The sequence below is a fragment of the Fibrisoma montanum genome, assembly GCF_003583365.1.
GTDB classification, from domain to species: domain Bacteria; phylum Bacteroidota; class Bacteroidia; order Cytophagales; family Spirosomataceae; genus Fibrisoma; species Fibrisoma montanum.
The window spans coordinates 977,308-1,000,084 of record NZ_QXED01000002.1 but is presented as its reverse complement, the minus strand read 5'-3'; the positions used below and the strand labels follow the sequence as shown (position 1 = coordinate 1,000,084).

Here is a 22,777-nt window from a genome sequence, read left to right as displayed (position 1 = left end):
TGACTCCTGGACGATGGAATAGCGGTCCTCGGGGGTGAACGTTCGTCTGGTTTTGCTCATCATTTCTGAAGTTAAAAGGACTTAATTGTTTTTACAATTTTGTCCAACTCTTCAGGGGGCTAAGACATATTCTTCTGGAAGTGGTACTCTGACTTTTTCAACTATGTATATTTTCATGGCTCGTTAGTCTTAATCCTTATTCTTCTGGAAGTGGTACTCTGACACAACAAAGTTGAATTCATCATTCTGTCGATCCTGAGTCTTAATCCTTATTCTTCTGGAAGTGGTACTCTGACAACGGCTGGGGTATTTCAAAAGAGTGTTTCGCAAAGGTCTTAATCCTTATTCTTCTGGAAGTGGTACTCTGACAATTAGTCGAACTCATTGAGGTGAAGTTCAAGCGTGGTCTTAATCCTTATTCTTCTGGAAGTGGTACTCTGACACAACAAAGTTGAATTCATCATTCTGTCGATCCTGAGTCTTAATCCTTATTCTTCTGGAAGTGGTACTCTGACAACGGCTGGGGTATTTCAAAAGAGTGTTTCGCAAAGGTCTTAATCCTTATTCTTCTGGAAGTGGTACTCTGACATGTTGAAATTAACGTACGTTCGTAAGTACAGAAAGAAGTCTTAATCCTTATTCTTCTGGAAGTGGTACTCTGACCCAGGCCAACTTCGCTCACTGTCGTTCGCTCGTCTGTGTCTTAATCCTTATTCTTCTGGAAGTGGTACTCTGACCTATTAAAGTTTGCGGAAAGAACGTCAAAGCACGGGTCTTAATCCTTATTCTTCTGGAAGTGGTACTCTGACTAAGCATACGACTTGTCTATACGTTTTCATATACCGGGGTCTTAATCCTTATTCTTCTGGAAGTGGTACTCTGACCCAGGCCAACTTCGCTCACTGTCGTTCGCTCGTCTGTGTCTTAATCCTTATTCTTCTGGAAGTGGTACTCTGACCTATTAAAGTTTGCGGAAAGAACGTCAAAGCACGGGTCTTAATCCTTATTCTTCTGGAAGTGGTACTCTGACTAAGCATACGACTTGTCTATACGTTTTCATATACCGGGGTCTTAATCCTTATTCTTCTGGAAGTGGTACTCTGACGGGCTTGGGATAACGGCGTACCAGTTTTCGGAATCGCAGTCTTAATCCTTATTCTTCTGGAAGTGGTACTCTGACAACATGAACCGCACAACATCTATTCTCGTGGCTATGTCTTAATCCTTATTCTTCTGGAAGTGGTACTCTGACGCTTGAGGGGATCAAGCGGCAGGCCAACCGGCCAGAGTCTTAATCCTTATTCTTCTGGAAGTGGTACTCTGACACAGCAAGATAAGATCGTGCGGTTTGTATACAGTATGTCTTAATCCTTATTCTTCTGGAAGTGGTACTCTGACGTTTGTCGGCATTGCCGACGATGACTTCGACGACATGTGTCTTAATCCTTATTCTTCTGGAAGTGGTACTCTGACAGCACAGTTTGAATTGCGTTTCGCCGAAAAGGCGACAAGTCTTAATCCTTATTCTTCTGGAAGTGGTACTCTGACTGTTTCCTATGAGGAATACGAACATAAATACTAAATGTCTTAATCCTTATTCTTCTGGAAGTGGTACTCTGACCTAGCATATGCAATGAACTTAGGTGCAACCAGTTTTGGTGTCTTAATCCTTATTCTTCTGGAAGTGGTACTCTGACAACGCAATATTTTGACAACGCGACAGTAACGGAAAGTCTTAATCCTTATTCTTCTGGAAGTGGTACTCTGACCTTAACAATACATAGCCAGTATATAAACCTTACTCTAAAAGTCTTAATCCTTATTCTTCTGGAAGTGGTACTCTGACAGCTAATGTGGTGACATTGCTGAAAGCCAATAAGTTAAAGAACGTAAAATAGGAAAAATATAAATGAAACACGGAAATTTTCTATCAAAAAAGGAACATGTTCCCGTTGTTATACAGCAAGTTTACGAATTTCCGGTGAGCCTGTACGCTCGCCAGCCCATCTTTTTCTTAACCCGATCCCACGACGCAACCGCATCGACCGTCACGAGCTGATCGGCCAGCGACGCCACTCCCAACAGCACATCCGCCGGTACGTACACCTCACCGACAAAACCCATTTTCTGCGTCGATGCCAGCCGTAGCGGCCCCGAAACCGTCCGGGTTATCAGGTGCGAGCACGGGGCCGTAGTAGCGATTGCCGTCAGCACATGCAGGTGCGGCCGGTCGTTTTTCAACCGCATTTCATAGCGCAACGCTACCCGGTCACCAACCGCCGGCGACAAACCGAACCGTCGGCACGGAAAGCTGCCCACTGTATGGGCATCGATCGCTACGTTACAGTAACTCCCCGTCGGGTCGAGACCCGTTACAAGCGCAACGGTTTCGGGCTGATCGGCCCAGAGCAGGGCGTCGGCCCCGGGCAGGAGAGCCGCGTACCAGCTTCCGCGCTCCGATGGCACAGCCTGCGTATAGGCATCGGCGTTAGTCCAGTCAGCCACCTCAGCGGGTACGGGCCAGCCCTGAGCCTGCCGGGTTTCCAGCAGCCAGTCGATCTCGGCGCGGGCGTCGCTCCACCGCTGTTGATCGATCAGCCAGGCGGCCGCCCGCTGCCGTACTTTTACCAGAAACGTATCGGGGGTCCGGCACGACAACGCCCGGGCGTAGCAGGCCCCGGCATGAACCGGTTCCACCAGTTCGGCCAGCAGGCTCCATACCCAGAACTCGCGCTGTTTGGCGCGGGCAAAAGGCAGGTATACGGCCATGGCCTCGCCTGTGCGGTCCAGCCGCTGCAACAGCCGGGCGTGGTAGTACGGCAAAAAATGCCAGTCCGGATGCCGGGCCGTCAGGTCCATAAGCCGCTCCAGCCAGGGCTGCACCAGCCCCTCGGGCACCAGCACATTGGCCAGCAGCTGCTTCGCCACGGCCTGGATCAGCCCCTCCACCAGCGGGCGGGCCGTCTGGTTGTCGCCAAAGGTTTCGGGCTGTTCATCTTCGGGCCGGAACCCGCCCTCCCAGCCCAGCGCATCGAACAGGCCCTGCCAGTCGATACCCGCTGCCGAATGCCGCAGCAGGGCTTTCCACCAGACCGACCGAACCAGGCAGGGCTCAGCCGGCACAAACCCCCGGGCCTGGCAGACGATGGCAGCCAGTTCAGCCAGCGACAGCTGGTCGGGTTTCAGGCGCAGCAGAAACCGGTTTACGGACCACAGGACCGACTCCTGCCAGCGGACATCGGGTACCATCGGAAACGCCGATAGGGTGGTGAGCCCCCGCACCACGCGGGCGGGCGAGGGTTCGGCATGCCCCGACACCTCTTTCAGCAGGTTGGCCAACGCCCAGCCCATAGCCCGGATCGCCATGGGGTTACCCGGCTCGGCTTCATAGCGGGCCTTCGCCTGTTGGTACGTATCACGAATAGAGGTTGTAGGCGTAGCGAAGGTCATAACGGATGCGGTTGAAACGGTTGATTACTTACACGAAAATGGTGTGCTTCGGGGCCGTAAGCTGTTCAATGTCGAACGACTGCCCGATGCACTGCAGACTATTGAGCATATCTTCGCCCACCGGCAGCAGAATGATGCTGTCCGTATTGTCGTACAACTGCTGAATCTGGCGCAGCAGGTCCGTCAGTTCGTGGTAACGCACTGGTTGAGAACGAGTTGTGTTGTCATGGTGTGGATAGAGTATGGTTATAACCTGGTCAATATCTGATTCAGCATGGCGAGCGATTTGCTCTGGCTTGCCCACGGCAGCACATGCCACCGGCGAACGTGCATGTCGCGAAGCCACTTGTCCCACAGGGCCGTCAGCAGGTCGATTTCCTGCAGGGTATCGTATTTCGGACGCACTTCGGCCACGCACACGGTCAGGTTCGGTAGCGGCTTACGGACCGGGATCAGCCCTTCGTTCGGCTGCGCCAGGGTGGTCCGCCAGTTCGGATCGCGCCGGAGCCGGTCGAGCACCCGCGAATCGGTAGCCCGGTTGCCCGCCGTGACGCCGTGGGTGTTGTGTTCAAAATCAAAATACCCATCGGTCAGAACCACCAGACGGTTGTCGTAGGCCGGATCAAGGTCGGTGGGCAGCTGCTCGTTGACGTACTGCCACAGATCACAGCCGGCAAAGTCGCGGGGGGTTCGCTTACCGGCCGTTGCCTGCGCATAGAGCCTCGTAAGCTGCTTCGGCAGCTCAGTCCGCAACGAATCCAGCCGCCGGCGTTTATGGGCCATACCCGTCGCACTCAGGTCGAGGTACAGCGCATCCATAAACGGTTCCGTTCGGTACCGTATGCCCTGCTGCGGGGCTATCACCACCCGGAACCGGTCGCGGGAGTTGATGATAAACTGCGTCCGGACGCCCTGCTCAAACCGGTTGAACACCGCCTGGATCAGCGCTACGTCACGCCGGGCCTGATCGGGCGTCAGCAGCCGGTCCGACAGATCGAGCAGCACGACGTAGTTGACCGGCCGGGTGGTTGTACCGGGTGGTACAGCCCCGGCGCAGAGCGGCCCGAACAGCAGGGCCAGTACGATCAGTGGAAAGAATACAGTTGTCATGGCGAAAAAAGGTTGGTGTGGACAGTCGGTTTAATCAGTCGCGGTTGAGGTGTTGGGCGTAGAACGCCTTTACCACCTCATCGCAGGCAGCGCGCAGGAGGGCGTCGTTTCCCATCCGGTTGTTGACGTAAGTCAGCCAGCCGTCGTAGAAATCCGTTACGTATTTTTCCAGCTCCGACGGGCTGAACATTACGGATTGCCGTCTGGCCTGCAACGCCTTGATATCCAGCTCAAGCCGGGCGATGTGGCCGTCGAGGTCGGTCAGGCTGGCTTTCAGGGTCGTAATCTGTTCGCGGATAAGCCGCTGCCGGTCGAGCCGATGCTGAATATCGAGTGCCACCAGTTTGGCTACGTCCTTCTTGCCATATTCGTGCATCCAGGCATGCAGCAGACCACTCCAGACCAGGGCCGCTACGTAACCCATCGCAATCACCAGCCAGAACACCGGCGAAGCCCACCACTGGTGCTGATTGACATCGGCCAGCCCCATCAGGACTTTTACGTCATGATTCTTACTCTCCACGAAGTAGGCAATCAGCCCGTCCGTTCCGGCAAGGACCAGCAGCAGCAAGCCCAGCAGCACTCGCCCGACCCACGTCTTATGTTCGATCAGTACGTGGAGCATACCCCCAAAGGCAAACAGCAGCAGCGGTCCCGCCCAGTGGAAATCAAGGCTCACGAAGGCGGTCCGGGCGAAAATAGCCGCCAGAATCCCCGCTTGCCCGCTGGTACCGGCGGCCTGCAGTTCGCCGGCCAGATCCCGGTAAAAGGCCGAGTAGAACGCCGACACGTAGAACAGGTACACAAACAGCGTAGCCAGGAGGGTCAGCCCCCCGTAGAAACGTAGCTTCACCCGGTCGAGGTGGCTGGGATTGCGCAGCCCGGCCGCCTGATCCTTCCTGATCTGAAGAATTTCTTTGTCGAGTTGCTCCAGACTGGCCTCCAGAGCCGGTAGTTGCGTTTGGTTGATCTTACGCACCTCCGTCCGTACCTCTTCGGCCTGTTTTTCCAGGGTCAGCACCTGCTGATCAATCTCGCGGTGGTGCTGCTGCCGGCGGGCGTCGTCGTTACGCTCGTCGACCAGGTAGCCCCGCAGCACGCGGTTCAGCAGGTTTTCGAGCGCAAGGGCATTGCCCCGGTGCTGCTCGGCTTTTTCGTAGCCGACGGCGTAGAGATTAACAGGCGGCAGGGGTACGTCGTTGTCGATCGGCCCGGGCAGAGCCGGGTCAACTACTGGCAGGTAGTCACGACCGTTGATGGGCATTGTGGGGCGGTCGGCCGGGGTGATAGGAGTCGCGAACGTAGTCATAGTTATGAGGGCGGTTGTTTTGTGGTTCGACAGTGTATCGGCAGAGCGGGCAAAAGGTAAGTTGCGCGGCCGTTCTTAATTTTGATGTCACAAAACAACCACTGCTGACTGCAATCGAATCGCAGTCAGCAAAAAAGAAGTAGATTGCCCCCAAAAATCCGTACGATGAAAAAGAAGACGCTGAGCACCCGTAATCAACTCGAACGGCTCATCACGATTCATGAAATGCTCAGCAAGCGGCTGGCCTACAGCCTGGACGATTTTGCCAGGGCCTGCGAGTACAAGCTGGGACCCGAAAACCGGCCGTCAACGCGTACTTTATACGGTGATCTGGAGCGGCTGCGGCATGAATTCGGCGCTCCCCTGGCTCGTAAAAACCGCAACCCTAAACCGTATTGGTACACAGCGGATTTTTCACTGTACAATGTGCTGAATAAAGAAGACGCAGCCCTGGCCAACGAAGCAGTTGCCTTGCTTAAGCAGGTAAGCCACCTGCCGCAGTTTGCCGGGATGGAAGACGTTTTTCTGAAGTTTGAACAGCGGGCGGGGGAAGTAGGCAAAGCCGAAAAGCTGGTGGTGCAGTATGAGCAGAACGTTGAGTACGTAGGTCTGAAATGGTTAAAGCCGTTATACGACGCCATTCGGGCCGGTTGTTGCGTGCTGATCGATTACCAGGACTTTACGGCCGACCTGCCCACGCGGTATGAGGTCAGCCCATATCTGCTGCGGGAATACAACAACCGCTGGTTTTTGCTGGGCTGGGCAGAGAACTGGTTTGTTGGGCGTCCGTTTCCGCTCGACCGGATCAATGATGTCAAGGCATTGCCCAACCTCCGGTGCCGCCCCGACAAGACGGACTGGAGTGCCGAATTTGCCGACGTAGTGGGGGTTACGCGCATTGCCGAAAACCCCGTTGAAACACTGGTACTGCGCGTACTGCTTCCCCGCGCCCGGTACGTTGAAACCAAACCGCTGCACTCCTCCCAGCAGGTGATTGCCCGCACGGACACTTATCTTGATTTTACGTATCAGCTTCGCTGGAACAACGAGTTGATGGCGCAGATTTTGGGGTTTGGTCCTGATGCTGAACTGGTAAGCCCTGAAAATCGTCGGATGGCGCTGGCTCAAAAAGTTCAGCAACTGGCCAGGCGGTATGATGTGTAATCTTTGTTGCAAGCCATATTTGCCCATTCATCGTAGCTTCGTACCGGAGGATCCGTTCTCTTTTGTAAATTGCTCATGAATCCAACTTTATGTACTTTTTTGACATAAAATTACCGTGATTCAATATAATTTTTCCTATTTTACGTTCTTTAACTTATTGGCTTTCAGTAATGTCACCACATTAGCTGTCAGAGCACCACTTCCAGAAGAATAAGGATTAAGACGTTCTGTCATTTGACCATTAGTTTTAATGAAGTTAATTGTCAGAGTACCACTTCCAGAAGAATAAGGATTAAGACATGACCCGCTCTTTCATTTCGAGCAGATCATCAAACTGTCAGAGTACCACTTCCAGAAGAATAAGGATTAAGACTCTGAGCCTTTAAAACTCACAGGCTTTTCTTCGTCGTCGAGTCAGAGTACCACTTCCAGAAGAATAAGGATTAAGACACCAGGATGCATTCCAGAACGGACATGACGATAAGAATGTCAGAGTACCACTTCCAGAAGAATAAGGATTAAGACCAGCAAAGAATAAAGCTATGGCAATTTTTTGTACAGTCAGAGTACCACTTCCAGAAGAATAAGGATTAAGACAGTCGTCAGGTAACGTCCTGCCAGTTCTTTGTTCAATTGTCAGAGTACCACTTCCAGAAGAATAAGGATTAAGAAGGTTCGTCGTAGGTTCAGCAGGGTGCCATACGACGGTTTGCTCACGGTAATGCCTATACGTAGGCTAATTCGATGAGTAAAATGATACCAACAGACAGGGTATGCCCGCTGGAAACAGGGCAATCCTGTTTGCTACGCCAGCCACCAGTCGTAATGCAGACAAACATGCTGCCGCGCCCGCGTGATAGCCGTATACCACCACCGGAACAGATCAGGCCGTAACATGCCGTACATGCTCTTTTGCAGAAACAGAAAGACATGATCCCACTCGCCACCCTGGGCTTTGTGGCAGGTTACGGCGTAGCCGAACGTAGCGCGAAGGGCATTAAGGTACGGGTCCTTCATCATGCCGTCTTTGTAGGCCTGCGAGTTGGGCTTGATGCCTTTCTGCCGGCATTCCCGGCTGTAGGCAATCATCAGTTCGCGGTGGTTTTCGGGCGTAATGTTCGTCGCCCGTCGATGCAGCAAATCTTCAATAAAGAGAACCTCATGCACGGTGTCGGTCAGTTCGTTTCTGACCCGAATACTGGTAAACATCAGATTACAGTGATGCCGGCGTTCACCGATGGCCGTTACTTTCACAAAATCGCCATTCGTCAGGGGCACAATGTAGTTGTTCTGCGTCACCAGCAGCCGATCACCTACCTGCAGCGGGGCGTGGTCCACTCCGAATTTAAGCGCCCGGATCCGTTCATTAATCTTGTAACACTGGGCATTGGACATGGCAATGGCAATGCTGTTCGTTCCTTGTTGTACACCCTGCCAATACGTCTCGAAGAGTTGCTCTTCAGTCGGGCAAACCGTTACGTTGTGTCGTCGGAGCGCCGGTATCTTCGGCCATTTTGGGATGATTTCGTCCCGGTTCTCCAGCATTCGGCGAACGTGTCCGGCCACAACCAGGATATCGTTGTCCTTGTCGGTCCGCAGAATTTCGGACAATTCGGCCTCCTGCGTCGCCACGCCTTGCTGTTCGAGCCAATCGCTGGTAAGCGCCGGGCTAAAATCCTGCCCTACGGGTGGCAACTGGCAGGGGTCGCCCACGAAAATAAACTTGCCTTTCGGAATTGCTTCCAGCAGATCAATGAGCAACCGCCCCGACCCGAACTGAGCAAACGACGGTTTATCGCTCACCTCACTACTGAGCATCGAAGCCTCGTCGATGATGTAAATAACCGACTCGTCGCCCTTCACCCGGATGTCGAACCGGAGCGCCATCTGGCCAAACTGATCGATATTGGCCTCATCGGCGATGTCCTCCGAGTCGCCCTCCACCTTGCTGAACGTGTACAGAGCACTATGCACCGTTTTCGACTCAAAGCCGGTTTTTCCCCGCAGTACGGCAGCCGCCCGGCCCGTTGTGGCCAGCAGCTGAAACGGCTGTTCACTCGTCGGCTTAGACAAGTGGCTGGCCAGTTGCTGCATCAGGAAGGTTTTGCCCGTACCGGCATATCCTTTCAGCACAAACGCCCGGTGTGCATCGGATTGGAGAAACTGAAGAATCTGGTCAAAGACAAGTTGCTGGGAAGGGGTGAGAGCGGGGGGCATTTGAAGTCGATCTGATCTGTTTATTGCCGCAATCTGTTGGTAATCAATTTATCTACGATCACAAAAGAACTTGCCGAGGGTATACCCAGCGTATATTGAATATCAATAAGCATTTGGTCGAAAGCCGGAAAAACGCTCAACAGCAACTTTTCATCTACTCCCTTACCATTATGAGCTATGTTATTTCGTAAGGAATCCGTGCCCTTACGTGTGCCGTTAAGCACTGCGTTCGACTGTTCAAACCAGTTGAACAACCTCTGTATGGCTGCTGCATTATGGGCTAAACTTTGCGCATAGCGAATAGTAAGCGGCACACCTTGTTTTAGACTTCCTCCAAACAGACCGACAATGGGCGATTGGTCATTCGTCAAATCTTCAATCAGTTTCGTACAAGCATTATAGTAGTTTCCGACCAAATCATATGCCCCAAAACTAGTAATAAATGTATTTAGGAACGTTTCCTGAAAAATCTGAAAGTTTAGAACTGCCCCCGAATAATCGCGCAATCGCCAGGCGTTTTGAGCAATTTCAAAACGCTCACATAGTAAAAAGAAAGCTTGTTCTTTGAAGAACGGAGCAAACTGTGCATAGTTGCCTGAAGGTTTGCCACTGCCAAACTGTTTAAGAAAAGGGAGTAGCGCCATTACTGAGGCAGAGAGTTCTTTCCGGGCATCAGCCCATAACGACTTTACCCGCAAATCGGCAAACCTAATTAGTCGTTCGACAATCTCGTCACGTCTATTTATGGCAGAATAGATAGCCATTGCACCGGCATATTGCCCATGTTCTACCAATGCGGCAACCTGTTCCTCATCAATAATCCGACGGTATTCAACCTGTTCAACAGGTGTAACACGACCTGACGGCAGTACGTACCGCACAGTATATCTGTCAGGTGGCAACAGGTACTCAGCACCAATTTTTAACGCTGATTTCTGCTGGGCTGTTCCACCCGCGTCGCACACCACCAAATCATGTTCAGTTTGCTGGTAGGGTCGTAAAGCATCTCGGTAAAAGCGCAGCAAGTCGTCGTTGTGTGTCACATTTCCTGTGTAAGGGACTACCTCGGCTACGAGGTTCATACGGTCCGCCAGCAGCCGTTTCAAAATTGCAGCTTCGTGGATAGTATCCTGATCGTTGCGGTCCCCAGCGATCTGGTTATCACTGGCGAACAATACTACATAGTCAATTTGTTCGACACCGATGTCGTTTAGTAATACGGTCAGAATCTGTTCATTCAAATCTTCCCGAACAGTATCGTATTCATCAAGAAGGGCTTTGGTCTGTTCCCGAAACGAACTTGGTGGCTCAGTTGGTCGAGTGTCTGGTATTAGTGTCTTACCCTTGTACGTCAGGTTACGGTTTCCAATATTAGCAAGAATAATTTTTTTCTTTCCCATCCCGTTTTCTCAATTTAATTGCCCTAATTAACTAACCGTCAATACATCCACACCCGTCCGACGCTGGGGTGTGTCGCCCACGTACACAAATTATAGCTTCTTCGGGTTGGCTATAGCACCTGAATAATGGCAATTTCCTTGAAAATAGCGGAGACCTATCATTCACAGCAATCACCGTATACCCAGGGCTTTCAAATCCTCTGTAAACATTTTCTCAGTGTACTCCTCACCCAAACCGCGCCGGGTAAGCTCACTGGTAAAGGCAAGCCGGTCAAGGTCAGTAAGTCGACGAGCCTGAGCTTTTGTCAGCTTACTACTTGCATAAAGCTGCACAGCCAGTTCGAGCCGAAGTTCATTGGCGGTCAAACCGGTGCTCTGAATAACGGCTTCGTCGAGGTCAAGCTGCATAACAAGTAGTTTTCATTTAATCATTTTGAATAAGGAGTCCTTCACAAAATTCTCTGAGTTCACTTGGCTTATCATAGCGTTGACGACTGGCAACTGATGTGCGGATTCTGACATTCATGAGTCGGACTCGTTCGCCTGTCGTAGTACTTCCCGAATGAGCGACGTATGATACCACGCTCCGGCTTTGTGTTGCAGCTCGTCAAGTACTGGTCTTACTGCAGGTATCAGCCCTGCCTTTTTTGCTTCCAGCAATACGCCCAGCGTACCAATGTAGGCAAGGTGTAACAGTTCAGCGTAATAGCGGCCTTTGCGTTCATCGATCAGCAGCCAGTCGGCCTGTAACTCCTGCGCCAGCACCAGGGCTTCGGATTCGCCGATATCCAGTTCGCGGAGTAGCTGTGTCAGCTGTTCAGTTGTTGAAACCTGTCTTACCGTCAACCAGCCAAAGGCATGTACCAGGTTGGGCCCCAGACGATGTAACTCATCTGCCACGGCCTGAGGAATGATAACCTCCCCGTACAAACTGGTTAGTAGCGGTAGTAGATCTACCTGATAAAGATTACTGATAATGGTTGTGTCGCTGACAACAATCATAGACGCCCGGCTTTACGAAGCGTTTCGACGTCATGCAGCAGGTCACCCTCCGAAAAATTGACCGGAATGTTCCGTTTGCCCAATTCCTGCTGAAACCGAATGGCCCCCAGCCCGGACAAACGCCCCCCCTGACCCATTGAAATCTTTTCTTCCTGGTACAGGCGTAGCGCCAGTTCGAGCCGGAGTTCATCGGCCGTTAAACCCGTGCTCTGGATAATGGCATCGTCAAGTTCGAGTTGCATGGCTGTGAGTTTCTTACTCTATGAAAGTTAAGAAATTGAATTCCTGAATGTCATAGAAACTATTTAAATCTTGAATAACGAATCTGTGTCAGATTCTTCTTCTTATCCAGTTGATCTACTTTAACAATGACCACTTTGCCAACCGGCTCCGGTGATGCATAACCAATTAGGTCGAACTCTTTGCTTTCGTAACCAGCAGCGTAAACTTTCACTTTATTAGGCTTACCTGATTTTGCAATTTCTGCATCCAGTTCCTGCCCCTGTTTCAACGTGCCTTCAAACAGTTTTGGCTTTTTGGCTTCTTCTGCCTTTATCCGCTCTTCTTCCAGCCGTTTCGCTTCAGCTTCAGCGGCAAGGCGGGCCTTTTCGGCATCAGCAATGCGTTTTGCTTCAGCTTGTCTCAATTTGGCAGCTTCCCGTTCCGCGGCTTGTGCTTGCCAGGCTGCAAACTCACTTTCAGAAAAAACGGTTAGTTTGAGGAAGCCCAGTGGTATGCCCCCCAATGCCATTTTACGAGATTTGGGTAAAGCAAACGAATTATACCGTGCGTTCCGGCGTACCCCCTCGGCCAAATCAGCCATTTCCTTTTTAAAGTCGATATTCGCCACATCTCGCCACAACTGTTCCGCCCAGCCACCGGTCATATTCAGGTAACCTGTACCAAAACCAACCCGGATGACACACTGATTATTATGCAAGCCAGTCATCATTCCTTTTAACGAGTCAAGGTACTCAAGAGCTCCGTCGGGGAGGTGTTGTGACTGATACCTGTTTAATTCGTTTTGAATTAAACGTTTCGTATTTATATTAATATCAGCCAGAATATTGGTCCATTCCATGCGCTCCCGATGTGGGATTTTACTTGCTGTATCGCGGTATTTTATCTCGTTCAAACGTGCCTTCAACTCACTCGGTATCTGTACCCGAAACAAAGTTTCGGCTCCTGCCGGAATACATTCGATGAATTGCTCAACTTTATCATGAGGATCGTTCTTCATCTCAAAAGTCCCATCGCCCTTCTCATTCAGGGTTTCTGATAACAGACAGACGGTCTCATTAAAATGCGCATCCCCGATACGGAGCAGCCGAAAGACATCGTGATTGGGGTCTGGCCCTGTATACTTCTTTTCAAGTGTACCTCCTCTATACTTTACCGTGCGTTTGCTCTGCCCAGATTTAAAGTCTTGAAACTCTTTAATCTCTTTAAAGTCATTGATCCGCTGAGCAGCCCCCGGATTTTGACGAACCAGTGCGTTAAAGATTGCTGTGCGAATTGCGCCTTTGAGGGATGAACCAGGTAACATGGGCTGGCCATTACCGGAGAAAATTTGCTCCCGAATAGTTTGGTTACCACCCGGCGACCGCTTCCCTTCCACACGCACGATTCGCTTACTGGTATCAGCTGGAGTTATGTTCGGTTTCCGCTTCACCAGATAGTCCAACAAGTCGTCGCCCCGGCCAATAATGTCAATCCATTTGTCCAGGTTTTCTTCCCCGATAATTGATAACACTTTACGCTCATCGACCACACTTACGGTGCTATGATTTGCGAAGTACAGATACTCCGTATTACCCTGCAACAATCTACCGGAGCCGATATGCAATGGAGTCAGCGTTTCAATCAGTACGTGTTGCGTATTCATGCGTCGGCGGGGAAAAGAGTAATTGGAATCGTAAGGGCCAGTCCATCGCGCCAGACATGCTGGGTCACCTCGGGCGCATCGGGTTTTAGGTCAGCAATCTTTCCGCGTAAGGGTTTGTCAGCACGGTGCGGAAAAACAGATCCTTCCGTAAACATGTAAATTGATTTTTTACGATAAGTCAGGTGTTCGGGTCGGTCGGGACTAGCCAGGTAACCTCCGCGCTTAATCAGGCCGTAGGCACTGTCCTGTAAGAGTCCGGCGTCGAGTTCAGTCTGTTCCGGACAGTAGAGCGAAAGCAGCAGTTCATGGGTTGGCTCGTCCGGCACGCGCAGGGTGAGCGTTGTTTCACTTACGTCAAATTGTCCGTTTCCAACGCTACGGTCGGTGCCGACACCACTATCACCCAGAAAGCGCAGAGCGGCCAGCATTTTGGTGTACGTATCGTCATCACCCTCTACATTTTCGTAGGCAAACCACAAGCCAGCTGTATCACTGAAAAAGAGCCGGTCGACGTAGTACGGCAGCGGATCATCCTCGTAGTTGGCTGGAATGGTTACGCGCTGCTGCACGTCGGTAGCAAATACAGGTATATCGCCCAGTGCCCGAACGTCGGCATGATCGCTTACAAAGCGACCATCTGTCGTAAAGTCATTTTTTCGCAACTCCCGCTGACGCTCATTAATGAGGTCTTCAAAATACGACTGCCCTAAAAAAGCCAGTTTCTTATGTTTTTTGGCCTGCCGTTCTTCGGCAACTTCAGCAGTTGAAAAGCCCTGAATGCGGGCCTGCGGTTTTGGAAAAAACAGCTCATTGCCCACAAAAGGGAAAGCGGATGAAATGCGAAACTTCCGAAAGAAAGAGTCAGTATCACCTATGGCCTCCGCGCCAAAGACCTGCCGGGCGCAAACGTACAGTGCTGATTTGAGCGTATCGGCATGCAGGACTTCTTCACTTTCGCCGTAGTCATCCGTTTTACCCTTTGAGAGGTGTAACGGTGATCGAAAATGCAGTTTTAGTATTTGATAAGTGCGTTTAGCCATTGGTCAGCGCAAATCTTGGGGAACTTTAGCTTCGTCAAGCGTCAGAATTTTCTGATCCTTGTCAGTACCCTGATAAAACTCGCTGGTACGCTCCACCACCGACTGAATTCTAATCTTGACCTGCCCGTTACCGCGAGAGCCTGACCCACCCAGGTAATCATCCTGTAGTAATTGAAGTGCTTTGTAGGTTAGCGAGCGCAGGTCGTCCTTAAATTTGTCATCATCGAATACGTTAACGACGATGTTTAAGCCGAACCGGGCTCCGGCCGGAACGCGTTCGAAAGTACGCGGCATAGCCGCGGACGTAATCCGATCAATAACTACCTCTGTCTTTGCTTCTGTGAATGGCAATTCGGTTCCTTTCAGATCGTCGGGGTTGAGCAGGAAACCATCCCGGCAAATAATACGAGAAGGGCGTTGCCGATCGTCCCCCCTGGCGGAGCCAAACAAAACAGTTGTTTGATGATCAGGATTATCTCCGGGGCCATTTTTGACTTTACCCATAGCTTTTTCCCCAATATACCCGAAAGATACTTCGAGTAATGAACGCATTTTACCCTTCACCGAGCTACCGGGAACGTAAGGCTGTTTCGTGACAGGGTTTCGAATCACCATTTTATCGGGGCCACCAATACCCATAGCCGTATTCGAACCGCCAATCATCAGACCTGTCAGGGCTTCAATTTCACCTGTAATCAGAATTTTTTTCAGGAGTTTCATGTGTTGTGCAATTGGTTTACGTTAATCGCGGCCACCGGCAGCTTTATGATAGGCTAATATTGCTTCGATAAAATCGCAGAAGTTCTTAAAGCGTACAGTATCATTAGGAGTCCGTGCTTTTACCGCTTCGTGAGCCAGCTTCATCACCTGCTCAAAATCGGCAGCGCCCGTTGCCTGACGGTCTTTATCCTGAGCGCGTTTGGCTGCATAGGCCATTTTGGGCCGCAGGAGCAGAAAGTCGGTTTTAGCTTCCTGCTTGTCAAAACCGCTCATCTGTATACGCTTTATCTCGCCAAACACATTTCGAATTTGGGAAGTCGTAAACCGGTTTCGTTCTAGATGGGAGCCGAAACCCTCTGCAAAGATGATGCAGTCATCAGTAATGCCAGATTCAATCCAGCCCTTTGAAAATTCAATTCTATTGTAAGCGGGCATAATGTTTAGTCGTTATTTGATTTGTCTTCACTTCTCATTTCCAGTTCAGCCCAGCGGGCAGCTACGTTGAGTAGCGTCAAAAAGTCGTAGTTCGTACCGGTCAGGGGCTGGCCCCGATAGGTGCGGTTGGTGAACAGGTCTGTTTTTAACTGATCGAAAAAGTCTTTGGCTTCTTTCGATTTGGCCCGCTCTCTGGCCCGGCCCAGGTCATAGGCCGACAGCCATCGCCAACTGGGGTTCTGCTGATTTTTGGCTTGTTCCTGTTGCATGGAATAAAGTGTACCGATTTTAGAGATCAGGGATTTTGGAATGCTTTTTTCACCCCCGATATGCTGCTTCAGGTTTTCCTTCAGTTCCGTGACAATTTGCCATTCTGAGAGCCCATTATTCACCTTCCAGTTTGCTCCCCAACCTAAAGGCGTCCCAAACAAACTCATCGAGTTTTTTTCCTGTATTACTTTTCCTGCCGAATCTTTCAGATCATGGTTTTTCGCCCGCTTTTCTTCATCTGCTGACTGATCGGCCGCTTTTGCAATAGGAAACTTTGGGGGCACTACTGCTATTCCACCCGAAATACCCATCCGGTTACTATGGCAGGTCCAGGCGGCAAACTCAGCCTGAATACGCTCGGCAAATCGTAAGGTGACGTCCCACTTACCAACAATGAACAGGTCGTCGCCCCCAGCATATAGAATAAAGGTGTACTCTCGAAAGTCATCGTCCTGTTCCCGAATTTGGTTTAGATAACCTTTAAAGAAGTAGTCGAGGGAACGGCTCAGGGTACTGTACCGAGAGAAGGTCCGTTTTCCGTCAGAAAAGCCATTTTTAAACAGGAAACCAAGATTATCGACGTCCATCCGCAGAACGCCCAGCCGCTTGAAATTTAACGTATCCGCTCCAGTCAGTTCTTCAAAATATTTAGGTTCGCCTTTGCTATCCCTCGGAATAGTATTGCCTCCGTACAGGGTAAATCCGTACGTTTGGTTAGTGCCTGAGAGTTGAAAACCTGTTGTTTCGGCAGTATTCACACTTTGAATCAAGACACTGTCTACACTTCCCTTGGCCAGACTCTTAAACTTATCGAGTTGCTTTTCACCAATAAAGTAATAATACTGGTTTAAGCTAAGCGGGTTAAAATGCCGATCAGTGCGTTCGCCAAATGTTGGCTCATCGGGCTCCCAGTATGAGATAGGCTGGTGAACTTTGACTACGTATTTAACATTCTCCCGAAGGGTACGGCCCAGACGAATTTGCTCAAACGTTGGCTTCCGTACCCGCTGATTTGCTTCTCTCTCATCATCCGCCGGTCCGATAGGGTAATCTTTTTCGCGCTTGCCGGTTTTTTCATCAGGACGAAACTCTTCACCTGTGATGGCATCGCGGCTATTTCGGCTTTCGCCCCCTACCTCACTGGGTTCGAAAAAATACGCGTAGTCGGAAGTGGCAAGCGTTAACGCAAACCGCCGTTTTTTCTGAGCCGCTAACTTCTCCGTAAGTCCGCTCCAGACGTCGCCAATCGTTTTGTCTTTGCCATATAACTGGTTCTGCGTTACCGGCTGGCAGTCGATTGCGAGAAATAACTTTACGCCCTGCTCATCGCGCAGCTTAGCAGCAATTTCCTGCTGTAGTTGCAATAATGTATCGCGGGTAAATCTGGTATTAGGAGCCAGCAGGTAAAACCCACCGCCAGAGCTATACACAATGTTTGCCCGTTTAAGCTTCAACCCGTCGAGCAGATACTGTACAATACTATCTAACATTAACTGCAGGTAAAACGACCGACCTTTCAGGTTCTTGGCTGCGCTTCGTCCGATAATATCATAGATAAACGCCTGTATGCCCGACAAGTCTCCGCCAATCATCAGCAGGGGCGCTTCGTCTGGTTCGATGGCGAGACGAGATAGTTGATTTTTTTCGTCGAGGTAGTCGTAAAGGCACAGAGAAAGGGCAGCAGTACTTTTCAAATGATCGTATAGCGAAACATCTGGCAAATGCTGAGTACTGCTTGGAACCGTAATCACGTATTTTTCGAGCAGAAAGAACAGCGTGTCCGTTAAAGCCGACACGGTTCGTGGACGATTCTGAACTTTACTAAGCGTAGTTAGTTCATCAGCAAATTTGTTCCAAAGCGTATAATACTGCTGGGGGGCAGACTGATCAAAATCATCAGCCGACAACTGCGGAAAAAATGATTGGGTTAGTGATACCGAAGCAATTGGTAATCGATGACGTACTACTTTTGCATCAAAAAGCGTCTCAAACACGCTAACCATCCGCATTTTCTTGAAGTCATCCCAATTCCCCGACCCTTCTTTATTCTGTTCTGCGTATTCATCCACAAGGCCGGATTCGGTGGTTCGGTCAATTCCCGACGAATAATGATCGGCCAGTTGAATAATCTTCTCGTCAATCCGGGTAGCGTCAGGGTGGTGATGAGCTGCGGCCAATCGAGCTAACTTCGCTGTCTGTTGGCTTGTCAGCGCATCTGCGAACAGATCCTTAAATGTTGTAAAGAATTGATACGTCCAGAGGACATGCTTGTGCGTGTACCTTCCGTTTTTATCGGTTGGGCAGAGTGCTTTTTCCAGCCCTTCCCGGTCTTCCAGCCATTTCGATTTAGGTGCACCATCGGGGTCAGCCCGTTGGTAGAACTTCCCAATATCATGCAGTAATCCAGCCAGGTATACCAGCTCGCGGGTTTTATCGGTGGGTGTGGCTTGTTCAGTACTCATCATCGTGTTGTGTAGTGGGTGTCTCTCTTTCGTCCCTTTTTTCCATCCTCCCTTCTCCTTTACTCTTTTGTTTCACCACCCCGAACCCCACACTGACACCTTTACCCAGCCCAATCCAGTCGGGCAGGAAAACGTTGGTGGCGAATTCAACATCAAAACTGGTTAGTAGCTGGTCCTTGAATCGTTGCAGACGCGGGGGAGAAACGGCGCTTATCCGTACGCGGACTTTACGGTCTATGTGCCAGTCGAGACCTTTGGCCATACTAAGAATATTACCAGTCAGCACACGTTCGAGTAGTTCGATTCGATCAATCTCATCCGACGTGTGCTGGAAGCGTGCATAATTCGCTTCGTTAAGAGCAAGCCAGTCACGAATCTGAAAGCGGAAGGTGTGCTCCCAGGCTTGCAGGGTGTATTGATTCAAGCGTAGATCCCGGATCCGCAACTCAAGCGGTCTATTTCCTAAACGGATATGCCAGGTCTGGTTCTGAAAGAAATGATGAATAGCATCGACTCCTTCATCGACGCATATAATGGCGGGATTCCGGCCAATCCGCTTGTACTGTATGAATGGATATCTGTACACAAAGCCGGTACCGTCGGCATGGTTGTGAAAAAGATCGTATTCTCGTCCAACCTTTTCAATTACAGCCCCTCGAAAGGCAGGAATTTCAATCTGTTCGATATCCGTGTCAAAGCGCACGGTTAAGTATCGGATACGTTTCACTGAGAGCAAGGCAATGAAGTAAAGTGTGGGCTACAAATAACACATTGTTATCTGTAGCATGCAAGTAACTCAAACACCGCTCAGTAAATACTTTATCAAGCCATAGTTGTAGTAAAAGTACAATTACTTATATGCAGCAGCCTTCTTGGCTCAGAATCTGACGGTTAGGTTACAAAAAAAATTTATACGAAAGCGAAAAATGAAATGTTCAGTTTACACCAAAACAAAAAAGCACTTAGCATGTCTGCTAAGTGCTTGATTTTGAAGAGCCCCCAGTCGGGATCGAACCAACGACCTACTGATTACAAGTCAGTTGCTCTACCAGCTGAGCTATGGAGGCCTGTTTCATTCAAAACGTGGTGCAAAAGTAGCGTTTTCGGCTATACAACGCAACTAATGGCCCAAAAAAGAGCGGACATATTTTTGACGTATGCCCGCTTCTCCCCTATTCATCAGGCTTGCGCTACCCGCAACTGGTGGCGTAACTCATCCAGTTGTTTCTGAGCGTCAGCAATTTTCTTCTCAATGTCGGCCCGGAGCTTGTCGGCATTTTTCGAGCGGGCGAAAAACTCGATATTGTTGTTGTACGTAGCAATATCGTTTTCGAGCGCTGAGATCCGACGACGAATGTCGCCTTCGCGCTTGCCACCGCCCCCATCGCGACCGCCGTCCCGGCCACCGCTCCGCGTTACTTCGGCTTCATTTTGCAGCATTACGCGCTCTTTGTCCTTAGCCGACAGTTTGCCCGTGGCGCCTACCAACGCGTTGATGGCGTTGATGTACCGCTTCTGGGTCGACTGCATGTCTTTCTTCGGCACGAACCCGATGCTGTTCCACTCCTTCTTGAACTCGTTCAGCTGCGACAGGTCCGCGTTCTCGGTGGCAGCTGCCTCGATCCGCTCGATCAGGGCGATCTTACGGGCCAGGTTTCCTTCAAACTCGCGCTCCGTTTCCTGATTTTTCGACCGCTTCTTGTTGAAGAACGCGTCGCAGGCAGCCTTGAACCGGTCGAAAATCGAATTCTTCTGCTTTTCGGGCACCTGACCAACGGTTTTCCATTGCCGCTGCAGATCAATTACCCGCTGCGTCGCATCCGCCGACTCGTCGCCCGAGGCCAGAATGGCTTCTACCTGTTCGCACAGATCGGTTTTCAGCCGCAGGTTTTCCTCGCGCTTGCTTTCCAGCTGCTTGAAGAACTCGCCTTTGTTGTGGAAGAACGTTTTCAGGGCCGCCCAGAACTTCTTGCTCAGTTCCTTGCCTTCCTCGCGGGGCATTGGGCCTTTCAGCGCATTCCAGCGGTCCTGCAGGGCCATTACGTCTTTCGTTTTGTCGTTCCAGTCGTTAATGCTGTTGGACGTAAACGAGGTAAACGGCACCAGTTCTTCGTAAATCTTTGATTTCTCTTCGTACAGCTGAGCCGACTCTTTCCGCTGCTCGTTGGTTTGCCCGCGCCGTTTTTCATACAGCGTATCGAGAGCGGCTTTCATCCGCTGCCACAGCACTTCCTGATCGGCCTTCGGAGCCGGTCCGATGTGCTTGTACTCCTCGAACATGGCGTTGGCCTCGTCGATGGTCTGCCGCGTCACGGGCGTTTCTTCCGAGGCCCGGGCGAGTGCTTCAACCTTGTCGATCACCTCGGCCTTCAGCGTTGCGTTGCGCTTACGGTCGAGTTCTTTCAGTTCGAAGTAGATGTTGCGGTTGCTGTAGTACCGGTCAACCAGCGCATGGTACGTGGCCCACAGGGTCGCGTTGTGCGGGGAGTTCATATTCCCGGCCGCTTTCCATTCGTCCTGAATCTGCTTGAACTCGTTCCAGCTCGACTTGGGATCACCGGCGTTGTTCTCGTCGTTCTCGACCAGTTCGCGCAGGCGACGCAGCAACTCGGTTTTAGTGGCAAAGTTGGAATCCTTCGCCTTGTCCAGGTTCTGGAAGTATGTATTTTTCAGGCTTTTGATCTGCTTGTACAGATCATCGAACCGTTGAACCGACTCGTCAAATTTATACTCAAAGCCTTCTTCGGAGCCGTTCTCCTGGATGTAGGCCTGCAGAGCGGCTTCGCGCTCGGCCCGCTTCATCTGATCGAACAGCGGCTTTACTTCTTTCAGGAGCTGATCGGCTTTCTTGAAGTCCCCGGGGGTTACGTTTTCGGCGCTGGCCGTAGTTAGCTGCTGTTGCAGCAGATTCACGAAATCCTGCTTGGAAAACTGGCTGTAGTCGGCCGCGGGCTGGGCGGCTGTTTCATCTTCATGATCGTCGCCTTCGGGCAGGTCGGCATACTGAGCGGTGATCTCTTCGCTCAGAGCAGGCTCGTCTGCATCGGCAGCGGGGGTAGAAGTAGGCTCCTCTGTGTCGGCAGCGGCCGTGGGGGCATCCCCGGCTGGCTGTTCCGCCGATTCACTCGATTCACTACCGGTTACGACCAGCGGGGTTTCTTCGTCTGTGGTTTCTGCGGCCGACTGCGGCTCGGCTTCGGCCGTAACCGGAGCCGTTTCTTCCGGCGTCGGTTCCGCATCGGGCGTTTCTGCAACCGATTGCTCCTCCGCCGGCGTTTCACTTTGCGGCTCCGCTGCCGTTTCGCCCGCAGGTTCTACAGTGGCCGGTTCAGTGGCCTCTACCCCTTCAGCATCTGACGCGGCTACGCCCGCGGCCTCCGTCGACGACGGGGCATCGGTAGCGGCCTCAGTTTCCGCTACAGGCGTAGATTCTCCTGTTTCAGCGGCATCCTGAGGTTGCGTTGCAGATTCGTCCGGGTTATGTATAGCCAGCGTTTCGGTCGCCTGATTAGAGGGTTCCGGCTGCTGGTTAATTTCCTGTTCTTCGTTTGCCATGTTGAAAGCGTACCGATTACTTTTGCAAAATTACGACAAAATGCGGATTTTCTTGTAGTTCAGCCATTGAAAGCCGTTAAAACAAGTCCGAATGATGCCCGCTAAGATTAGTGATTTACGCAAGGAATACACGTTAAACGGTTTAGACACAGCAGATGTTTTATCGGATCCGATTGCTCAGTTCCGGCTGTGGTTCGATTCGGCCCTGACCGCCGGACTACCGGAGCCAAACGCCATGTACGTCAGCACGGTTAACGCCCAGGGCCACCCGGACGGACGGATTGTACTCCTCAAGGACGTCGGCGATGCCGGCTTCGTTTTCTACACCAACTACGACAGCCGGAAAGGGCACAACCTGATCAATCACCCGTTTGCCTCGCTTACCTTCTTCTATGCCGAGCTTGAACGCCAGATCCGGGTGCAGGGCCGCGTTGAAAAAGTAAGCCCGGACGAGTCGGATGCGTACTTCGCGAGTCGCCCCCGGGGCAGCCAGATTGGTGCGTGGGTGTCGAATCAGAGCACGGTCATCGCCAGCCGCGACGTACTGGCGCAGCGGCAGCAGGAGCTGGAAACCCAGTTTGAGGGCCAGCCCATTCCGCGCCCTCCTCACTGGGGTGGATTCCGGGTGGTGCCCGACCAGATCGAGTTCTGGCAGGGTCGCCCAAGCCGCCTGCACGACCGCATTCAATACCGTCGGGAGGGCGACAACTGGATCATTGAGCGGCTCTCGCCCTGAGCCGAACCCACCGGCATGCAGC

At 51.3% G+C, this 22,777-nt stretch carries 18 protein-coding genes, 1 tRNA gene and 2 CRISPR repeat arrays; of the genes, 2 read left to right on the top strand and 17 right to left on the bottom strand.

What is annotated here, in order from left to right:
* Positions 1–116: 116 nt before the first annotated feature.
* Positions 117–1,846: direct repeats of the CRISPR family, unit length 37 nt; unit sequence GTCTTAATCCTTATTCTTCTGGAAGTGGTACTCTGAC.
* Between the two features lie 122 nt (positions 1,847–1,968).
* Genes DYU11_RS09895 through DYU11_RS09885 form a run of 4 tightly spaced genes read right to left on the bottom strand, consistent with a single transcriptional unit; the run spans position 1,969 to position 5,869 of the window.
* Positions 1,969–3,450 carry a DUF7017 domain-containing protein gene (locus DYU11_RS09895; RefSeq protein WP_119667473.1) on the bottom strand — a complete coding sequence of 494 codons (1,482 nt, stop codon included), beginning with the start codon at positions 3,448–3,450 and terminating at the stop codon, positions 1,969–1,971.
* Between the two features lie 28 nt (positions 3,451–3,478).
* On the bottom strand, positions 3,479–3,652 hold the full coding sequence (locus DYU11_RS33190; RefSeq protein WP_158600257.1) for a hypothetical protein: 174 nt from the start codon (positions 3,650–3,652) through the stop codon (positions 3,479–3,481).
* A gap of 44 nt (positions 3,653–3,696) precedes the next feature.
* Positions 3,697–4,560 (bottom strand): hypothetical protein, encoded by an 864-nt coding sequence (locus DYU11_RS09890; RefSeq protein WP_119667472.1) that lies wholly within the window; start codon positions 4,558–4,560, stop codon positions 3,697–3,699.
* 34 nt (positions 4,561–4,594) lie between these two features.
* Positions 4,595–5,869: a hypothetical protein gene (locus tag DYU11_RS09885; protein WP_119667471.1), complete on the bottom strand. Its 1,275-nt coding sequence runs from the start codon at positions 5,867–5,869 to the stop codon at positions 4,595–4,597.
* 165 nt (positions 5,870–6,034) lie between these two features.
* Here DYU11_RS09885 and DYU11_RS09880 point away from each other — a divergent pair, with 165 nt between their 5' ends.
* Positions 6,035–7,033, top strand: coding sequence for a helix-turn-helix transcriptional regulator (locus tag DYU11_RS09880; protein WP_119667470.1), 999 nt, complete (start codon positions 6,035–6,037; stop codon positions 7,031–7,033).
* Between the two features lie 187 nt (positions 7,034–7,220).
* Positions 7,221–7,705: direct repeats of the CRISPR family, unit length 37 nt; unit sequence GTCAGAGTACCACTTCCAGAAGAATAAGGATTAAGAC.
* Between the two features lie 132 nt (positions 7,706–7,837).
* Here the strand turns inward: DYU11_RS09880 and DYU11_RS09875 are convergent.
* From DYU11_RS09875 to DYU11_RS09815, 13 genes are all read right to left on the bottom strand, one after another.
* Positions 7,838–9,250 carry an ATP-dependent DNA helicase gene (locus DYU11_RS09875; protein ID WP_119667469.1) on the bottom strand — a complete coding sequence of 471 codons (1,413 nt, stop codon included), beginning with the start codon at positions 9,248–9,250 and terminating at the stop codon, positions 7,838–7,840.
* 20 nt (positions 9,251–9,270) lie between these two features.
* Positions 9,271–10,650, bottom strand: a complete 1,380-nt coding sequence (locus DYU11_RS09870) for a hypothetical protein (protein ID WP_119667468.1) — start codon at positions 10,648–10,650, stop codon at positions 9,271–9,273.
* A 171-nt stretch (positions 10,651–10,821) separates the two neighbouring features.
* Positions 10,822–11,058 carry a UPF0175 family protein gene (locus DYU11_RS09865; protein WP_119667467.1) on the bottom strand — a complete coding sequence of 79 codons (237 nt, stop codon included), beginning with the start codon at positions 11,056–11,058 and terminating at the stop codon, positions 10,822–10,824.
* Between the two features lie 114 nt (positions 11,059–11,172).
* Positions 11,173–11,652 carry a PIN domain-containing protein gene (locus tag DYU11_RS09860; protein ID WP_119667466.1) on the bottom strand — a complete coding sequence of 160 codons (480 nt, stop codon included), beginning with the start codon at positions 11,650–11,652 and terminating at the stop codon, positions 11,173–11,175.
* Positions 11,649–11,894 (bottom strand): UPF0175 family protein, encoded by a 246-nt coding sequence (locus tag DYU11_RS09855; RefSeq protein ID WP_119667465.1) that lies wholly within the window; start codon positions 11,892–11,894, stop codon positions 11,649–11,651. Before DYU11_RS09855 ends, DYU11_RS09860 begins: the two co-directional genes overlap by 4 nt.
* 59 nt (positions 11,895–11,953) lie before the next feature.
* Positions 11,954–13,537 (bottom strand): type III-A CRISPR-associated RAMP protein Csm5, encoded by a 1,584-nt coding sequence (csm5, locus tag DYU11_RS09850; protein WP_119667464.1) that lies wholly within the window; start codon positions 13,535–13,537, stop codon positions 11,954–11,956.
* A complete protein-coding gene (gene csm4, locus DYU11_RS09845; RefSeq protein ID WP_119667463.1) occupies positions 13,534–14,577 on the bottom strand; it encodes a type III-A CRISPR-associated RAMP protein Csm4 in 1,044 nt (347 codons plus the stop codon). Before csm4 ends, csm5 begins: the two co-directional genes overlap by 4 nt.
* A gap of 3 nt (positions 14,578–14,580) precedes the next feature.
* The gene (csm3, locus tag DYU11_RS09840) at positions 14,581–15,297 is read right to left on the bottom strand and encodes a type III-A CRISPR-associated RAMP protein Csm3 (protein ID WP_119667462.1); all 717 of its coding nucleotides are present in this window, start codon (positions 15,295–15,297) and stop codon (positions 14,581–14,583) included.
* Between the two features lie 21 nt (positions 15,298–15,318).
* On the bottom strand, positions 15,319–15,732 hold the full coding sequence (gene csm2 / locus DYU11_RS09835; RefSeq protein ID WP_119667461.1) for a type III-A CRISPR-associated protein Csm2: 414 nt from the start codon (positions 15,730–15,732) through the stop codon (positions 15,319–15,321).
* A gap of 5 nt (positions 15,733–15,737) precedes the next feature.
* Positions 15,738–18,467, bottom strand: coding sequence for a type III-A CRISPR-associated protein Cas10/Csm1 (gene cas10 / locus DYU11_RS09830; protein WP_119667460.1), 2,730 nt, complete (start codon positions 18,465–18,467; stop codon positions 15,738–15,740).
* The gene (locus tag DYU11_RS09825) at positions 18,454–19,191 is read right to left on the bottom strand and encodes a CRISPR-associated endonuclease Cas6 (RefSeq protein ID WP_119667527.1); all 738 of its coding nucleotides are present in this window, start codon (positions 19,189–19,191) and stop codon (positions 18,454–18,456) included. Before DYU11_RS09825 ends, cas10 begins: the two co-directional genes overlap by 14 nt.
* A gap of 267 nt (positions 19,192–19,458) precedes the next feature.
* Positions 19,459–19,531 (bottom strand) — tRNA-Thr (locus tag DYU11_RS09820).
* Between the two features lie 112 nt (positions 19,532–19,643).
* Entirely contained in the window at positions 19,644–22,019 is a 2,376-nt protein-coding gene (locus DYU11_RS09815) for a DUF349 domain-containing protein (RefSeq protein ID WP_119667459.1), read from the bottom strand.
* A 94-nt stretch (positions 22,020–22,113) separates the two neighbouring features.
* Here DYU11_RS09815 and pdxH point away from each other — a divergent pair, with 94 nt between their 5' ends.
* Positions 22,114–22,755 (top strand): pyridoxamine 5'-phosphate oxidase, encoded by a 642-nt coding sequence (gene pdxH, locus DYU11_RS09810; RefSeq protein ID WP_119667526.1) that lies wholly within the window; start codon positions 22,114–22,116, stop codon positions 22,753–22,755.
* Positions 22,756–22,777: the final 22 nt, after the last annotated feature.

What these genes read in the sequence shown, in the direction of transcription:
- pdxH (WP_119667526.1), top strand. Translation starts at nt 22,114, where the DNA reads ATGCCCGCTAAGATTAGTGATTTACGCAAGGAATACACGTTAAACGGT.
- DYU11_RS09815 (WP_119667459.1), bottom strand. Translation starts at nt 22,019, where the DNA reads ATGGCAAACGAAGAACAGGAAATTAACCAGCAGCCGGAACCCTCTAAT.
- csm4 (WP_119667463.1), bottom strand. Translation starts at nt 14,577, where the DNA reads ATGGCTAAACGCACTTATCAAATACTAAAACTGCATTTTCGATCACCG.
- DYU11_RS09890 (WP_119667472.1), bottom strand. Translation starts at nt 4,560, where the DNA reads ATGACAACTGTATTCTTTCCACTGATCGTACTGGCCCTGCTGTTCGGG.
- DYU11_RS09895 (WP_119667473.1), bottom strand. Translation starts at nt 3,450, where the DNA reads ATGACCTTCGCTACGCCTACAACCTCTATTCGTGATACGTACCAACAG.
- DYU11_RS09870 (WP_119667468.1), bottom strand. Translation starts at nt 10,650, where the DNA reads ATGGGAAAGAAAAAAATTATTCTTGCTAATATTGGAAACCGTAACCTG.
- csm5 (WP_119667464.1), bottom strand. Translation starts at nt 13,537, where the DNA reads ATGAATACGCAACACGTACTGATTGAAACGCTGACTCCATTGCATATC.
- cas10 (WP_119667460.1), bottom strand. Translation starts at nt 18,467, where the DNA reads ATGATGAGTACTGAACAAGCCACACCCACCGATAAAACCCGCGAGCTG.
- DYU11_RS09855 (WP_119667465.1), bottom strand. Translation starts at nt 11,894, where the DNA reads ATGCAACTCGAACTTGACGATGCCATTATCCAGAGCACGGGTTTAACG.
- DYU11_RS09880 (WP_119667470.1), top strand. Translation starts at nt 6,035, where the DNA reads ATGAAAAAGAAGACGCTGAGCACCCGTAATCAACTCGAACGGCTCATC.
- DYU11_RS09865 (WP_119667467.1), bottom strand. Translation starts at nt 11,058, where the DNA reads ATGCAGCTTGACCTCGACGAAGCCGTTATTCAGAGCACCGGTTTGACC.
- csm2 (WP_119667461.1), bottom strand. Translation starts at nt 15,732, where the DNA reads ATGCCCGCTTACAATAGAATTGAATTTTCAAAGGGCTGGATTGAATCT.
- csm3 (WP_119667462.1), bottom strand. Translation starts at nt 15,297, where the DNA reads ATGAAACTCCTGAAAAAAATTCTGATTACAGGTGAAATTGAAGCCCTG.
- DYU11_RS09885 (WP_119667471.1), bottom strand. Translation starts at nt 5,869, where the DNA reads ATGACTACGTTCGCGACTCCTATCACCCCGGCCGACCGCCCCACAATG.
- DYU11_RS09875 (WP_119667469.1), bottom strand. Translation starts at nt 9,250, where the DNA reads ATGCCCCCCGCTCTCACCCCTTCCCAGCAACTTGTCTTTGACCAGATT.
- DYU11_RS09860 (WP_119667466.1), bottom strand. Translation starts at nt 11,652, where the DNA reads ATGATTGTTGTCAGCGACACAACCATTATCAGTAATCTTTATCAGGTA.